This is a genomic window from Nonomuraea terrae (assembly GCF_044465245.1).
In the GTDB taxonomy this organism is placed as follows: domain Bacteria; phylum Actinomycetota; class Actinomycetes; order Streptosporangiales; family Streptosporangiaceae; genus Nonomuraea; species Nonomuraea terrae.
Window position 1 is genome coordinate 384470 of the sequence record NZ_JBITLL010000005.1, and the last position, 15392, is coordinate 399861.

The 15392-nt window shown below is 71.6% G+C and carries 14 protein-coding genes; 2 read left to right on the forward strand and 12 right to left on the reverse strand.

What is annotated here, in order from left to right:
- Nucleotides 1-14 precede the first annotated feature (14 nt).
- The 10 genes from ACIBP6_RS25585 to ACIBP6_RS25630 all read right to left on the reverse strand — a co-directional run bounded on the left by ACIBP6_RS25585 (nucleotide 15) and on the right by ACIBP6_RS25630 (nucleotide 7419).
- A complete protein-coding gene (locus tag ACIBP6_RS25585) occupies nucleotides 15-1502 on the reverse strand; it encodes a cation acetate symporter (RefSeq protein WP_397056001.1) in 1488 nt (495 codons plus the stop codon).
- Nucleotides 1499-1909 (reverse strand): hypothetical protein, encoded by a 411-nt coding sequence (locus ACIBP6_RS25590; protein ID WP_132615749.1) that lies wholly within the window; start codon nucleotides 1907-1909, stop codon nucleotides 1499-1501. Before ACIBP6_RS25590 ends, ACIBP6_RS25585 begins: the two co-directional genes overlap by 4 nt.
- Before the next feature lie 22 nt (nucleotides 1910-1931).
- Nucleotides 1932-2681, reverse strand: a complete 750-nt coding sequence (locus tag ACIBP6_RS25595) for a LytR/AlgR family response regulator transcription factor (RefSeq protein ID WP_132615748.1) — start codon at nucleotides 2679-2681, stop codon at nucleotides 1932-1934.
- 33 nt (nucleotides 2682-2714) lie between these two features.
- Complete coding sequence (locus ACIBP6_RS25600) at nucleotides 2715-3893, reverse strand: sensor histidine kinase (RefSeq protein WP_132615747.1); 1179 nt, start codon at nucleotides 3891-3893, stop codon at nucleotides 2715-2717.
- A gap of 10 nt (nucleotides 3894-3903) precedes the next feature.
- Complete coding sequence (locus ACIBP6_RS25605; RefSeq protein ID WP_397056004.1) at nucleotides 3904-4311, reverse strand: HIT family protein; 408 nt, start codon at nucleotides 4309-4311, stop codon at nucleotides 3904-3906.
- Nucleotides 4308-5027 (reverse strand): DUF1838 family protein, encoded by a 720-nt coding sequence (locus ACIBP6_RS25610; RefSeq protein WP_397056006.1) that lies wholly within the window; start codon nucleotides 5025-5027, stop codon nucleotides 4308-4310. The genes ACIBP6_RS25605 and ACIBP6_RS25610 overlap by 4 nt, the downstream gene beginning before the upstream one ends.
- A 29-nt stretch (nucleotides 5028-5056) precedes the next feature.
- Complete coding sequence (locus tag ACIBP6_RS25615; RefSeq protein WP_397057077.1) at nucleotides 5057-5482, reverse strand: hypothetical protein; 426 nt, start codon at nucleotides 5480-5482, stop codon at nucleotides 5057-5059.
- 63 nt (nucleotides 5483-5545) lie between these two features.
- On the reverse strand, nucleotides 5546-6721 hold the full coding sequence (locus ACIBP6_RS25620; RefSeq protein ID WP_397056008.1) for a DUF3618 domain-containing protein: 1176 nt from the start codon (nucleotides 6719-6721) through the stop codon (nucleotides 5546-5548).
- A 90-nt stretch (nucleotides 6722-6811) separates the two neighbouring features.
- Nucleotides 6812-7192, reverse strand: coding sequence for a phage holin family protein (locus tag ACIBP6_RS25625; RefSeq protein ID WP_397056010.1), 381 nt, complete (start codon nucleotides 7190-7192; stop codon nucleotides 6812-6814).
- A 62-nt stretch (nucleotides 7193-7254) separates the two neighbouring features.
- Nucleotides 7255-7419, reverse strand: a complete 165-nt coding sequence (locus ACIBP6_RS25630) for a hypothetical protein (RefSeq protein WP_397056012.1) — start codon at nucleotides 7417-7419, stop codon at nucleotides 7255-7257.
- A 73-nt stretch (nucleotides 7420-7492) separates the two neighbouring features.
- Here ACIBP6_RS25630 and ACIBP6_RS25635 point away from each other — a divergent pair, with 73 nt between their 5' ends.
- Entirely contained in the window at nucleotides 7493-10423 is a 2931-nt protein-coding gene (locus ACIBP6_RS25635; protein WP_397056014.1) for an SNF2-related protein, read from the forward strand.
- A gap of 2 nt (nucleotides 10424-10425) precedes the next feature.
- Nucleotides 10426-11193, forward strand: coding sequence for an SWIM zinc finger family protein (locus ACIBP6_RS25640; protein WP_397056016.1), 768 nt, complete (start codon nucleotides 10426-10428; stop codon nucleotides 11191-11193).
- Nucleotides 11194-11197: 4 nt separating this feature from the next.
- Here the strand turns inward: ACIBP6_RS25640 and ACIBP6_RS25645 are convergent, their stop codons facing one another.
- On the reverse strand, nucleotides 11198-12136 hold the full coding sequence (locus ACIBP6_RS25645) for a diacylglycerol/lipid kinase family protein (RefSeq protein ID WP_132615740.1): 939 nt from the start codon (nucleotides 12134-12136) through the stop codon (nucleotides 11198-11200).
- A gap of 423 nt (nucleotides 12137-12559) precedes the next feature.
- A complete protein-coding gene (locus ACIBP6_RS25650; protein WP_397056018.1) occupies nucleotides 12560-15316 on the reverse strand; it encodes an immune inhibitor A domain-containing protein in 2757 nt (918 codons plus the stop codon).
- Nucleotides 15317-15392: the final 76 nt, after the last annotated feature.

Below are 15392 nucleotides of genomic sequence, written 5' to 3' on the forward strand. Positions count from 1 at the left end.
CCCGCGGGCGGGCGTCACGACGAGCGGGGACGCCAGTCGCCGCGGTCGAGGTCGAGGTTCTCCGGGGTGTGCAGCCGGACCATGGTCCTGGCCACGCCGTGCGGCACCCGGTCCGGCGTCAGGAACGACACCGCCACCATCACGGTGAACGCGATCGGCACCGTCCAGGCCGCCGGCTGGGCCAGCAGCGCGCCCGTCAGCCCCCCGTGCGGCCCGCCGGTGATCGTGACGAGCACGGCCGCGCAGGCCAGGCCGCCGCCCACGAGCAGCCCGGCCAGGGCCCCGGTCGTGGACAGCCGCCGCCACCAGATGCCCAGCACCAGCAGCGGGCAGAACGACGAGGCCGCCACCGCGAACGCCAGCCCCACCACGTCGGCCACCGGCAGCTCCCGCGCCCACAGCGCCAGCGCCAGCGGCACCGCCACCGCCATCAGCGTGGCGATCCTGAACGAGCGCACCCCGCCCTTGAGCAGGTCCTGCGCGATCACCCCGGCCACCGACACGGTCAGCCCCGAGGACGTGGACAGGAACGCCGCGAACGCCCCGGCGGTCACCAGGGCCGTCAGCAGGTCGCCCAGCGTGCCGTCGATCATGCGGGAGGGCAGCGTCAGCACGACCGTGTCGGTGCGCACCAGGTCGGGCGTGTACAGCCGGCCGAGCCAGCCGTACACGGCGGGCAGCAGGTAGAACGCGCCGAGCAGTGACAGCACCACCAGCGTCGTGCGGCGCGCGGCCTGCCCGTCGGGGTTGGTGTAGAAGCGCACGAGCACGTGCGGCAGCCCCATCGTGCCCAGGAACGTGGCCAGGATCAGCGAGTACGTCGAGTACAGCGCGTACTCCCTGCCGCCGGTCAGCGGCACCTGCCAGCTCGCGGCGTCCTGCGCGTTCAGCGCGGGCGCGCCGTCGGCGTGCCAGGCCATCAGCAGGAACACCAGGGGCACGGCCAGCGCGGTCAGCTTCAGCCAGTACTGGAAGGCCTGCACGAACGTGATCGACCGCATGCCGCCCGACAGCACGTTCACCGCGACGACGACCGCGACGAGCAGCCCGCCCGCCCACACGGGCGCGCCGGTGATGGTCCGCAGCACCAGGCCCGCGCTCTGGAACTGCGGCATGAGGTACAGCCAGCCGATCAGCACGACCAGCACGCTCGCGGTGCGGCGCACGGTCATCGACTCCAGCCGGGCCTCGGCGAAGTCCGGCAGCGTGTACGCCCCCGAGCGGCGCAGCGGCGCCGACACCAGCACCAGCAGCACCAGGTAGCCGCCGGTCCAGCCGACCGGCAGCCAGAGCATGTCGACGCCGAAGGACAGGATGAGCCCGGCGACGCCGAGGAACGACGCCGCCGACAGGTACTCGCCGCCGATGGCGGAGGCGTTCCAGAGCGGGCTGACCGTACGGGAGGCGACGTAGAAGTCGGACGTCGTCCGGGAGAACCGGATGCCGAACGCGCCGATGAGCACGGCCGCCACCACCACGACCAGCACGGCGGTGAGGCTCATCGGCGCTCGACCAGCTCGGCGAAGTGGCGTTCGTTGCGTTCGGCCTGGCGGACGTAGAGCCAGGCCCCCAGGACGAAGCCGGGGTAGATGAGCCCGGCCAGCACCGCCCACGGCACCGGCACGCCCAGCAGGTGGGCCTCGCGCAGCTCCGGGATGAGCAGGAAGAGCAGCGGCAGCCCGCCGACCACGCACGCCAGCACCGTGCAGACGAACAACGCCAGCCGGAACTGGGTGCGCAGCAGCGAACGCATGTAGATCTCGCCGACCCGGGTCTGCTCGTCGATCTCGCGGGTGGCCGGGTAGCGGGGGCGCCGGGCGGCGGCCGTGCGGGGGCTGGTCACGGTGACGCGGCGGGGAGTGTCGGCCCGCGGCGACGGCCTGCGCACCGGCCGTGACTCGGGGCTCATGACCGCCCGCCCTTCGGGTGGCTCATTCCGGCCTGCCCTTCCTGGCGCGTCGGACCAGCAGGTCACGCAGCTCGCGGGTGTGGCGGCGGCTGACCGGGATCTCGGTGTCGCCCACCCGTACCGTGCACTTGCCGGAGTCGATGTGCAGCTCTTCGATGTGTTTGACGGCCACCAGATGGCTGCGGTGCACACGGACGAAGCCGGCCGAGGCCCACCGTTCCTCCAAGGTGGCCAGCGGGATGCGGACCAGGTGGCTGCCGGAGGCCGTGTGCAGGCGGGCGTAGTCGCCCTGCGCCTCGACGTAGACGACGTCGGCGCTGGACACGAACCGGGTCACCCCGCCCAGCTCGACCGGGATCGTGTCGCTCTCGCCGCTGTCGGCCGGCACGTCGGCCGACAGCGCCACCCGCCGGATCGCCTCGGCCAGCCGCTCCGGCCGTACGGGCTTGAGCAGGTAGTCCTCGGCCTTGATCTCGAACGCGTCCACCGCGTGCTCCTCGTACGCGGTGACGAACACCACCCGGGGCGGGTTCGCGAAGCGGGACAGCAGCCGCCCGAGCACCACCCCGTCGAGCCCGCGCATCCTGATGTCGAGGAACACCGCGTCGATCGGACGGCCGTCGGCGATGGCCCGGTCGAGCAGCCGCAGCGCCGACGCGCCGTCGCGGGCCGTGCTCACCTCCCCGATGCGCGGGTCGGCGCGCAGCAGATACGACAGGTCTTCGAGGGCGGGTAGCTCGTCGTCGACCGCGAGGACCCGGAGTAGTGCCATAGACAGTGATGAAACCGACAACGAAGATCGGGGTCAACGGGCGGAGACTCCCGGGTGATATTTCGGCAACCTCACGTTGACCTTGGTGCCCGCGCCGGCGGCCGTCTCGACGACCAGGCCGTACTCGTCGCCGTACACCTGGCGCAGCCGCTCGTCCACGTTGGCCAGGCCGACGCCGCCCGAGGAGGCGATCTCACCTGCGAGGATGCGGCGCAGCCGCTCCGGGTCCATGCCGAGCCCGTCGTCCTCGACGCTGATGCGGCACTCGGCACCGGCGTCCTCGGCGATGATCGTGATGCGGCCGACGCCGTTCTTGCTCTCCAGGCCGTGCCGGACGGCGTTCTCGACCAGCGGCTGCAGGCACAGGAACGGCACCGCCACCGGCAGCACCTCCGGCGCGATGCGCAGTGTGACCTGGAGCTGGTCGCCGAACCTGGCGCGCTCCAGGATGAGGTAGCGGTCGATCGAGCGCAGCTCCTCGGCCAGCGTGGTGAACTCGCCGTGCCGCCGGAAGGAGTAGCGGGTGAAGTCGGCGAACTCCAGCAGCAGCTCCCTGGCCCGCTCGGGGTCGGTGCGGACGAACGACGCGATCGTGGTCAGCGAGTTGTAGATGAAGTGGGGGGAGATCTGCGCTCGCAGGGCCCGCACCTCGGCCTCCATGAGCAGCGTGCGGGAGCGGTCGAGCTCGGCCAGCTCCAGCTGCGAGTCGACCCACCCGGCCACCTCCTGGGCGGCCCTGACCAGCCCGGCCGAGGCGCTCTGCCCGTAGGCGGCCAGCGCGCCGACCACGCGGTCGTCGGTGGTCAGCGGCACCACGACGACCTGCCGGATCGGGCATTCGAGCAGCTCGCACTCGATGGTGAGCACCTGGGTGCGGCCGTCTTCCAGGGTGGCCGCCGCGTGCTCGAACGCCTGCCCGGCGTGGTGGTCGCCGGCGCCGTCGTAGACGAGCAGCCGTTCGCGGTCGGTGATGGCGACGGCGGCCGAGCCGAGCAGCGCGCGCAGGTGTCGGGAGGCGCGCTCGGCGCCGTCGGCGGTCAGCCCGGCGCGCAGCGGCGGCCCGGCCAGGGAGGCGGTGTGCAGGGTCTCGAACGTGGCCCGCTCGGCCGGGCTCGTGCCCAGCTCGCGCCGGCCGCGCATGACCCGCCACAACACGATCGAGGGGACGCCGACCACCACCGCGACGACGGCGGATCCGACGAGGTACTCCACGCGGGGGAGCTTAGCCCAGCGCCTCGGCGATGAGGGCGGCGTACGAGGCGGCCTCCTCGTCGGAGTCGTATTTGGTGCGGGGCCAGAAGAAGCCGCGCAGGCCGTCCTTCTTCGTGCGCGGCACCACGTGGACGTGCAGGTGGGGCACGCTCTGGCTGACCCGGTTGTTCATCGCGACGAACGTGCCGCCGGCCCGCAGCCCTTCCTCGACGGCCCTGGCCATGGCACGCACCCGTTCGAAGAACGGCCCCACGTCGGCGAGGTCGGACAACGTCTCGACGTGGGCGCGCGGCACGACGAGCACGTGGCCCTTGAAGACCGGCCGCGCGTCGAGGAAGGAGACGGCGACGTCATCGGAGCCGACCACGTGGGCGGGCCGCTCGCCCGCGACGATCTCGCAGAACAGGTCGGGGCTCACCGGCCGGCCTGCGCCGCGTGCCGGGCCGCGAAGGCCGTCCAGCTCGTCATGTTGGGCGCCGACCAGGCGTCCGGCGCGTGCAGGAAGCGCTCGCCGGCCCGCTCGCGCAGGCGGGCGGGCACTTCGGCGACCTTGGCGCCGCGGCAGTGGTAGACCAGCGCGCCGCCACGCTGTCCCATCGCCATCCACGGCAGCCACGGCGACACCCGGCACCACGAGAACACGCTCGGCACGTCGGGCAGGCCCGCGTCGAGATCCTTCGCCTCGGCGAAGAACTGGAACAGCTCCATCGCCCGGTAGGTGTCGCCGGCGGAGTGGTCGGGATGGTCGGCGACCTTCAGCGGCGAGGGGTAGGCGAGCCGGACGTCCACGTTGAAGACGACCCGGTCCCCCAGGCGGGTGACGGGCACCGGATGGGCGCCCAGCCGCTGGTTGACCGGGTCGTTGAAGACGTGCTGCACCTCGACCCGGCGGCCGGTGAACGGGTTGTCCCACGTGTCGGCGACCTCGCGGGTGGCCGGGTCGAGGTAGAGCGCGGCCTCCCTGGTCAGCAGCTGCCAGCCGGCGTCGGTCTCGACCGCCCTGGCGACGTTGAGGCCCTCGAACCCGAACAGGTGGTGGGGGCCGCCGTCGTCCTGCCAGCCGTAGACGTCGCCGGTCCAGTAGGAGATCGTCTCGGTGCCGTCGGCCGAGGCGCGTACCCGGATGAAGTCCACTACCGCAGCCTAGCCCGCCCGGGCGGCCCTCACCCGGCGGTACGGGCCGGTTGCCGCACGGTGACGTCGAAGACCGCCTCGCCCGTGGCGGGGGCCGCCGCGCGCAGCCGGATCTCGGTCGTGCCCGGCCGCTTGGCGTTGAAGACGAAGTACGTCGTGCCGCCCTGCTGCTCCTCGCTGATGAACGAGGCCACCTTCGTGTCGGGCACGGCCACCAGCTCCCAGTCGTCGCCCGGCGCCGGGTCGGCCGGCACGGCCAGCGTGAACCGCTGCCCGGGCCGCAGCTCGGCCTTCGCCGTCGTGCCCGCGCCGCCCCTGACCACCGTGCCGAAGTCGCTCACCGCGGACCCGGCGCCGCACCCCGCCACCAGCCCGGTCATCAGCCCGGTCATCAGCCCGGTCATCAGCCCGGTCATCAGCCCCGCCACCAGCAGGTCGGCGGCCGTTCGACGCATCACCCCGGCAGGCTACCCGGGCGCCCCCGGCGGGGACGCCCCGGCACTGTCCTGCCTGCCGAGTCAGTGGCCTCGCATGACCAGCCGCTGTCCGGCGGACATCCGGGCCTTGCCCATCGTGGGCCGCCTGCTCGTCATCGTGCGCATGAGCCGGTCGCGCATGGTGGGCCGCCAGACGATCTTCGGCCGCCTGGCCATCGTGGGCTGCCACGTCACCATCGGACGTTGTCCCCTGCTGGAGCGCCACGCCGCCATGAGCCGGTCGGCCATGGTGGGATGCAGCACGATCTTGGGCCGCGTCGTCATCGTGCGCTGCCACGTCACCATGGGGCGCCGCCCCATCGCGGCCATGGGACCGTTCTTGGAACCGAACGCGCCCATCGGGCCCTTACCCGTCTTGTGACCCAGCGCGGCCATCGGGCCCTTGCCCGTCTTGCTGCGCCACGCCGCTGTGCGGCGCTTCGACGGGAAGCGCCAGGCCGGCATGGGGCTCCGCCTCGACGTGGGCCGCATCATCGGCCGGGTCATGGGCCGGGTCATGGGGCGGAACGTCACCCGCGGCCCGGTCTGGCGGCCCTGCATCATGCGGCGCACCACCAGCGCGGTCACCGCGCCCGCCGCCATGACGAGCAGCATGGGACGTTTCCTGGCCTTCCCCGTGACACCCTTGACCTGCTCCGGGGCGGTCCCGCGCACCTTGCCCGCCACCTGCGACGCCTTGCCCTTGACGGTCTCCGCCGCGCCGGCGGCCCTGCTCCTGGCCACCTCTGCCGCGTGCCCCGCCCGGGCCTTCACGTCGGTCTTGGCGGCCAGGGCGCTGACGGTCTCCCCCAGCTCTCTCCTGGTCTCCTCGATGTCTCTACGCACGTCGCCCCCTTCGTCGTCGTCTTCCCCGCGTTCGCCTCGCCGCCTGCTCTTCCTGCTCTCCCTCCTGGTGCCCGTACGGTTCCCCGCCTGGTTGTCGCGCGTCCGGCCGCCCGTACGGGTTCCCCGCAGGGACTCCTCCTCGGGACGCAGGTTCTCCACGGCCTCCGTACGTTCGTCCTGGACGGGGGCCTCGGGGACGAAGGTCTCGTGTTCCTCGCGGGCGGCCTCCGCCCGCCGCGCGTTCTCCGCCGCGCCCGCCCGGGTCGGGGGAACGTTGATCGACTCACGCTCGGTCGGCGTGCCCACGGTCGCCCGGTGGGCGCCGACGTTGCCGGCGTGCTGATCGCTGTATCCGGGATCGGTCTCACTCATCGAATACCTCCGAAGAAGCCTCTGCCCTCAAGCCGGAGAGAAAGTCAGCCCCGCGCAAACGCAGGACATACCGGCTCCTGAGGGAGGGCGTCACCGCCGCGCCTTCTCCTTGACCAGGTCGATGTCGGCCTTGACACTCGCGATGGTCTCCGACGGGACCGGCGGGCCGACCCGTTTCACCTGACTCCTGCCCGTCAGCCCGAGCACCGCGGCGGCGATGAACAGCACGACCGCGACGATGGCGGCGGCCAGCCACCCGGGCATGACGAGCGCGAGCAGCATGATGACGGCGGCCACGAGGGCGGCGCCGCCGAAGAAGGCGGCCATTCCGGCCGCGCCGAACAGCCCCGCGCCGAAGCCCGCACGCTTGCCCTTCTGCGTGAGCTCCATCCTGGCCAGGCGAAGCTCGTCCCTCACGAGGCGGGAGACCTGCTCGGAAAGATCAGTGACCAGCTTGTGGGTGTCGTTCACGACTGCTCGCCTCCTCCACTGGGGAAGGCGACTACCCACGCGACAGGTCTTCTATCACCAGGTCAGCGCTTGGCGGCCTTGATCAGCTTCCCGAGGAGGGACAGCACCGGGTCCTTCTCGACCTCGCACCAGCCGGCGGGCCGCTCGGGCTTGCTCCACGGTGAGGGCAGCTCGCACGAGGGAGCCTGCGGCTTGGGCCGCTCACACCACGATCCGGGAGGGTTCATACCTTTTACCCTACCCGTTCCAGGGCGGCTCATTAAGGACTTGATCTACCGGCGGCCGGGGTAGCCTGCCGACGTGCTGGTACACGGGGTTTGGACGGACGACGGGCTCGCCTTCTGGGCCGAGACCACGTCCGCTCACCGGGCCGCCGGGGGCAGGTCCGGGGAGGTGCGGGCCCATCCGTTCGCGGCCGGCGCGGCCGAGGTGGCCGCGGTGCTCGGGCTGGACGACGCGCCGCCGTACGAGCTGGAGCTGTTGTTGCCCGGGTCGGTGCGGGAGCCGCTGCCCTCGCCGGAGAGCGGGCGGCAGACGGAGACCGTCCGGCCGAGGCTGCGGACGTGGCGGGTGCCCGCCGTCGTCCCGCCGGCCGCGCGGGCGCTGCCCCTCCCGGCGGAGCACTCCGCCACCGCGACGATGCGCCACTGGGCCGCCGTCACCGCCTTCGCCCATGATCTGGTACGCCGGGGCCGCGTCATCCCGCAGCTGGCGCCCGCCGCCGACGCGATGGGGCGGGCGGTGTGGCGGCCCGTGCTCACCGGGGCCGACGCCGCGTACTTCCGGGAGCTGGCCCTCGCCATGCCGCCGGTCTGCCGGGCCTGGCGTGCCGAACGCCCGTCGGCGCAGGTCCTCGGCGCGGCGCTGGAGGCGTTCACCGACGCCCTCGTCCGCCGTACGCTCACCGAACCTCTCACCGAACGGCCCGAGACCCCAGCCGGGCGGTGGCTGGCCGCGCTGACCGGCGACTCCCCTGTCTGCCCCGACGTCCCCGCGCTGCGCCGCGAGCTGGAGGCGTGGCGGGACGCGGTGGCCGCCGCCGAGGGCGCCACACGGGTGTGCTTCCGCCTGACCGAACCCTCCGAGACCCCCGACCCCTCCCAGACCCCCGCACCCTCCGAGGCCACCGGCTGGCGGGTGGAGCTGGCGTTGCAGGCCGCCGACGACCCCAGCCTGTACGTCCCGGCCGCCGCCGTCTGGAGCGGCGAGGCCGCGACGGGCCTGCCGGGCAGGCCGGAGCGCGACCTGCTGGCCGGGCTGGGGCGGGCGGTGCGGCTGTATCCGGAGCTCGACCGGGCCCTGCGCGTGCCCCGGCCGTGCGAGCTCGCGCTGGACACGGCCGGCGCGTTCGCGTTCCTGCTGCAGGCGGCGCCGCTGCTGCAGGCGGCCGGGTTCGGGGTGCAGCTGCCGCGCTGGGCCGGCCGCACGCGGCTCGGGCTGAAGCTCACCACCCGCGCCAAGACGCAGTCCGCGGCGGTGAGCCAGGGGTTCGGGCTGCGCGAGCTGGTCGACTTCCGGGTCGACCTGGCGGTCGGCGAGGAGACCGTCAGCGAGGAGGAGCTGGCCGAGCTGGCCCGGCTCAAGGTGCCGCTGGTCCGGGTGCGCGGCCAGTGGGTGGAGCTGGACGAGCGGCAGCTCAGGGCGGCGCTCAAGGCCGTGGAGTCGGCCCGCGCGGGCGAGGCGCCCGCGCGTGACCTGCTGCACGAGATCATCGCCCACGACGACGAGCTGCCGCTGCTGGAGGTCGACGCCGACGGCGTGCTCGGCGACCTGCTGTCCGGGCAGGCCGAGCGGCGGCTCGCCCCGCTGGGCACGCCTCCGGGCCTGGACGCGACGCTTCGGCCGTACCAGGAGCGGGGGCTGGCGTGGCTGAGTTTCCTGTCGGAGCTGGGCCTCGGCGGGGTGCTGGCCGACGACATGGGGCTGGGCAAGACAGTCACCACGCTGGCGTTGCTCGTCCACGAGCGCGCCGACGCCCCGACGCTGCTGGTGTGCCCCATGTCGCTGGTCGGCAACTGGCAGCGGGAGGCGGCCAGGTTCGCGCCGGGGCTGCGGGTGTACGTCCACCACGGCAGCGGGCGCGACGCCGCCCGGGTCGGCTCGGCCGACCTGGTGATCACCACGTACGGCACCGCACAGCGTGACCTGGAGACGCTCAAGGCCCACCCGTGGCGCAGGGTCGTCTGCGACGAGGCACAGGCGATCAAGAACAGCGGCACGCTGCAGGCCCGCGCCGTCCGCTCGATCCCGGCCGGCACGAGGCTGGCGCTGACGGGCACGCCGGTGGAGAACCACCTGGCCGAGCTCTGGTCGATCATGGAGTTCGCCAATCCGGGGCTGCTGGGGCCGCGTGCGCGGTTCAGGACGCGTTTCCAGGAGCCGATCGAGGCGCGGCAGGACGAGCAGGCGGCGCAGGCGCTGAGGCGGGCGACGGGGCCGTTCATCCTCCGGCGCGTCAAGACCGACAAATCGGTTATTTCTGACTTGCCGGAGAAGATGGAGGTCAAGGAGTGGTGCCCGCTGACCACCGAGCAGGCCACCCTCTACCAGGCGGTCGTGGACGACATGCTGGCCAGGATCGACAGCAGTGAGGGGATCGAGCGGCGCGGCCTGGTGTTGTCGGCCATGGCCAAGCTGAAGCAGGTCTGCAACCATCCTGCCCACCTGCTCAAGGACGGCTCTCGCCTGACCGGCCGGTCGGGCAAGCTGGCCCGCTTGGAGCAGCTGTCGGAAGAAATCCTCGCAGAAGGCGAAAAAGCGCTACTTTTCACGCAATATGCCGAATTTGGGACGATGCTGCAGCCCTACCTCGCCCAGCGGCTCGACCGGCCCGTCCTCTGGCTGCACGGCGGACTGCCCAAGAAGACCCGCGACCGACTGGTCGACCGCTTCCAGAACGACCCCGAGCCCATGCTGTTCGTGCTCTCGCTCAAGGCCGCCGGCGTCGGGCTCAACCTCACGGCCGCCAACCACGTCGTCCACGTCGACCGCTGGTGGAACCCCGCCGTCGAGGACCAGGCCACCGACCGCGCGTTCCGGATCGGCCAGCGCAAGAACGTCCAGGTGCGCAAGCTCATCTGCGCCGGCACCCTGGAGGAACGCGTCGACCAGATGATCGAACGCAAGAAGGCCCTGGCCGAGCGGGTCGTCGGCACCGGCGAGGAGTGGCTGACCGACCTGTCCACCGACGAGCTGCGCGACGTCTTCGAGCTGACGGCCGAGGGGGTGTGAGCATGCCCTGGTACGACGGCGGCGGCCCCATCCGCGTCGAGGGCGGCATCAAGGCCCGTACGCGACGCGGCAGCATCGGCTCCACGTGGTGGTCGCGCCGGTTCATCGACATCCTGGAGCGCGTCTGCGACAAGGGCCGGCTCTCGCGCGGACGCTCCTACGCCCGGCAGGGCCAGGTGCTGTCCATCGACCTGTCCCCCGGCGAGGTGCGGGCCGCCGTCCAGGGCTCGCGGCCCGACCCGTACGAGGTCGTCGTCAGGATCGAGGCGTACGGCGAGAAGCGCTGGGAGGCCGTCGAGGAGTCCATCGGGGCGCAGGCCGTGCACCGGGCCAAGCTGCTGGCGGGCGAGATGCCGCCCGAGATCGAGGAGGTGTTCGCGGCGATGGGGATCGACCTGTTCCCGCGCGACCTCGACATGGACTGCTCCTGCCCCGACTGGGGGTTCCCGTGCAAGCACCTGTCGGCCGTGCTCTACCTGCTGGCCGAGTCGTTCGACGACGACCCGTTCCTGGTGCTGGCCTGGCGCGGGCGTACGCGCGAGCAGCTGCTCGGCTCGCTGGCCGACGAGCCGGCGGGCGCCCCGCCGACCGTGGCGGACGTGCCCTTCGCCGACCGGCTGGCCGACTTCTACAGCCCCGGCGCCACCGCCCACCGGCCGGAGCGCCGCCCCTCGGCCGCCGCACCCGACCTGCTGCCGCGCGTCTTCCCGCCGCCCGGCGACCTGTCGGGACCCCTCACCGCCGCGTACCGGAGACTCGGCGGCGCCTGAGCGGTCAGCGGTCCTCGAACGAGGCGGGCACCATGACCCGCACACCGTTGGGCACCACGCGCAGCCGGATCGGGGTGCGCAGGCGCACCTCGCCGTCCACGTCGGCGGCCATCGGCGGGTCGGTCTCCAGCAGCATCTCCCGGCCCACCACGAACGGCCCGCCCGCGAGGCTGCGCCAGCGGCCGCTGGTGGCCCGCAACAACGTCTCGCCGAGCAGCCGCACCTTCTTGCCCGAGCCGAGCTGGTAGGCCACCAGCATGCCGTTGTCGATGCTGATGTCCTTGGCCACCTGCCAGCCGCCGTGGAAGCGGCCGTTGGCGATGTTGAGCTGATGGGTGAGCAATTCGTGACGCTGCCCCTCCACCGTGATGTACGCGCGGAACGGCCGGTGACCCGGCAGGATCGTCAGCGCCGTGAGCGGGTAGGCCGGGCGGCCCAGGATGCGCTTGAGCCACGGCTTCACCTTGCCCGCCACCTCGACCGACACCCCGAAGCTCGCCAGATTGGCGAACGGCCGGTCGTCGGCCATGCCCAGGTCGATGTCGGCGACCTTGCCGGTGTCGAACACCCTGATCGCCCCCGCCAGATCCAGCGGCAGGCCCAGGCTGCGGGCGAAGTTGTTGGTGGTGCCCAGCGGCAGCACGCCCAAGGCGACGTCGCGATGGGCGACATGACGGACGGCGGACGACAGCGTGCCGTCGCCGCCCCCCACGATGAGCAGGTCAGGCCCCGTGGCCAGGGCTGTGTCAAGCAGGTCGCGCAGCCTCTTGGGGTTGTACACCGACAGCTCCGCCAGCGGCTCGAACCCGAGGTTGTGGATCTGCTCGATCACCTCGAAGTAATGACGACGGCCGCGGCGCGAGCGAGTGTTCACCACCACCGCCACCCGGCGATCCCGCCGGATCGCCTCGGTGTGCTCGGCTTTGGCACGCAGTTGGCTCATGGTCATCATCGTAGGGGCACTGGCGTGCCGCCTGAGGTTGGTCGCTGAACGCGACCAACCTCAGGGGGCTCGTGTGGGGGCTGGGGTTGAAAGGTACGCCCCCGCAGAGATCTGTCGAGGCGGGGAGGGACGGTCGCGCTCCGGCGTCAACCCCGGACTTCCCAGGTCAACGTGAGTGCGGGCTCTCTTCCGGGACGGGCGGGAAAACACCCCGACGCGGCCTGAACGCGGCCTGAATTCTCGGCGTCGCCACGCGAATTCCCGGGAGGCGGGCTGCTTTTCGGCAGGTGCCGAGCCAAGGAGCGGTTGGTGGGCCGCACTTCTGCGGCGGGTGGGGCAACCGGGTCCCGGGGCGGCCGGCATGGTCGCGCCCCGGGAGGTGGGGGCGGGGCCGTCCGTGGGAACGGAGGCCCCGCCGTGGTGCTACTTCTTGGTGCTGGTGCGCGGAGGGACGACGTCGACGAGGGCGCCCACGTTGCCCGGAAGCGGGGCCAGGAGCTTGAACTGCACACCCAGGGCCTTGCCCTCGTCACCGGGGTTGCCGGTGCCGAGCACGGAGCCGGCGACCGTCTGGCCGTACAGCTCAGGGGCCGGGGTGCCGTCCTGGTGCACCACGCGGGTGGAGTACGCCTGGTCGCCCTTCGACGGCACGACCACCGAGGCGTCGAAGTCGCGGTAGTACAGACCGCCGTCGATCGTCTCGATGCCCGGGTACCACGTCTTGGCGTCGGTGAAGGTGGACACGCCCTTCTGCGCGGGGAAGTTCGTGCAGTACTGGCTGAACGGCTCGTCCGCCGCCTCCAGGCACTCCTTGAACGGGTACGTCTTGCCGAACCCGAACGCGGCGTTCGAGGTCTGGACGCGTCCCTGCAGGTTCTTGTTGAGCTGCGGGTCCTTCTCGGCCGCCTCGCCCGTGCGGCGCAGCGGCTCGTAGTGGGAGTCCACGATCAGCAGGCTGCCCTTGGGACCGATGCTCGGCTGCGTCTGGATGGTGTCGTAGATGTTGTTGTTGACGTACGTCGAGTCGCGATACCAGACGAGCAGGCCAGGCGCGTTGTACTTCACCTTCTGCACCTTCCACGCGCCGTCACGCAGGTAGTCGGTGTCGTAGGCGTACTGCAGGCCCTTGTCGAAGCCGTCGAAGTTGCGCCACTCGGCGAGGTAGAAGCGGGAGATCTCGCGCTCGCCGTTGTTGCGCGTCCAGCCCTGGCCGCTGGTGTTGGTGAACGTGCCGACGATGTGCAGCCAGCCGGTGTCGCTCTCGGCGTCGTCGCTCCACACGGCCGTGCCGCCGTTGGTGAGCTCGAAGTCGTCGACGTGCCAGCCGCGCATCTGGTAGGCGGCGTCGGTGTTGTACGACAGCCGCAGCTTGATCGTCTGGCCGGCGAACGGCGTCAGGTTGACGTAGTCGTGCCGCCATGCGCCGCCGGTGTCACCGGTGAGGCCGTACTTCTTGTTGCCGAAGGTGACGAGGTTCTTGTACGGGTCGGCGTAGTCGTCCGGCGTGCTGACCTCGTTGCCGGCCTCGTCGTAGACCTTCTGCTGGGTCCACGTCTCGCCGCCGTCGGTGGAGACCTCGACGAAGCCGAAGTCCCAGTCCTGCTCGATCTCGTAGTTGTTCCACATCCACAGCTTGAGATCGTCACCGGCGGGGACGGGCAGGTCCCGGGTCAGCGTCTGGTTGCCCCATTCCTGGTCGAGGTTGCTCCACCAGGCGTTCGAGCCGCTGTGGACGTCGATCATCTTGACCGGCGCCGACTCCAGGTTGACGCGGACGCCGTCCTCGGTGAGCTTCGGCGTGCGTGAGGACTGGCCGACGGTGACGACCTTGGCGCGGTCGCCCGGCTCGAACACCTTCGGGTTCGCCCAGCCGAGCACCCACTTGTCCCACAGGCCCATGTGACTCGGCATCGACTGGAAGATCGGGCCGGAGTGGGAGCCGCTGGACATCAGGTCCCAGAAGTCCACGGCGGAGCTGGCCGCGCCCGTGGTGTCGTACAGGTCGGGCAGGCCGAGGTCGTGGCCGTACTCGTGGGCGAAGACGCCGACGCCGGAGTCCTCCGGCTGCACGATGTAGTTGGAGATCTTCTTGTCGCTGCCAGGGATCTTGTAGCCGCCGGCGACCGCGCTGGAGTGCGCCCAGATCGCGTACGTGCCCTCGGCGCCGCCGTCGGACGACTTGTCCTTGCCGGCGTGGACCAGCACGAGGTGGTCGATCACGCCGTCGGGCTCGGCGTGGTTGCCGTCGCCGTCGGCGTCGGAGATGTCCTCGACGTCGTAGTCGGCCCACGGGAAGTCGGGCTGGGCCTGGGCGAGGGCGTTCACGGTGTCGATCGGCAACTGCTGGGCGCCGAGCGGGTTGCCCGGGTGGCCGGACATGTCCTGGGGCGCGCCGCCGCAGGCCGCGGCGCCGTACCAGGCCTCGGAGTGCGGGACCTTGATCCAGCCGACCGCCGAGCCGGTGACGGAGTAGGCGCCCTTCGACATCTCCTCGTACATCCGCTTCATGGTGTGGCCGGAGATGTCGATGCCGGGCTTGCCGTCACGCGGGTCCTTCAGATCAGGACGGACGCGCTCGGTGATGCCCTTGTCGGTGTAGAGCATCTTGTTGAAGTGCTCGGTGCTGAAGTCCTTGACCCAGAAGGAGTTGTTGTCCTCGGCCGGCAGGGTGGCCGGGTCGGGGATGTTGTTGTGCAGCGGGCCGTTGAGGAACGTGCCAGGCGGCTCGACGACGCAGTCGTCCGGGGCGCTGCTGACCGTGCGCAGGCGGTTGTAGCCGGAGAAGTCGTCGTTGGCCTGCTCGTTGAACTCGACGAGGATCGTGAGGAGCTTGGCCGTACGGACCTGCTTCGACTTCTTGAAGATCCAGTCGGCGGGGTTGCGGCCGGTCCTGATGGCCTCGTTCTCGCGCGCGGCGAGGATGCGGCCGGCCGCCGGGTTGCCGCCGGCGAACTTGCGGTCGAACTTCTCGGCCGGCGACAAGGACCGCGCCTTGGCGTTGTTGAGCGTGGGCTCCCGCGGGTCCCTCTCGACGCTCGGGGGCGCGTAGTTGATGTAGTGGTCCGCGGCCGTCGGCTCGTAGCGGGCGACGGACTCCGCCTGGGCGGGAGGCACGGACAAGGCGGCGCCCAGGAGGGCGACCACGGGGAAAGCTGCTAACAGGCGCTTCTTGCTGGGCACCGGGAACCCTCTCTGCCCGGGATCTCCGGGCAATCGGCCATGAAGAGTGCAATGCCGGACGTTAGAGGGTAGGTAA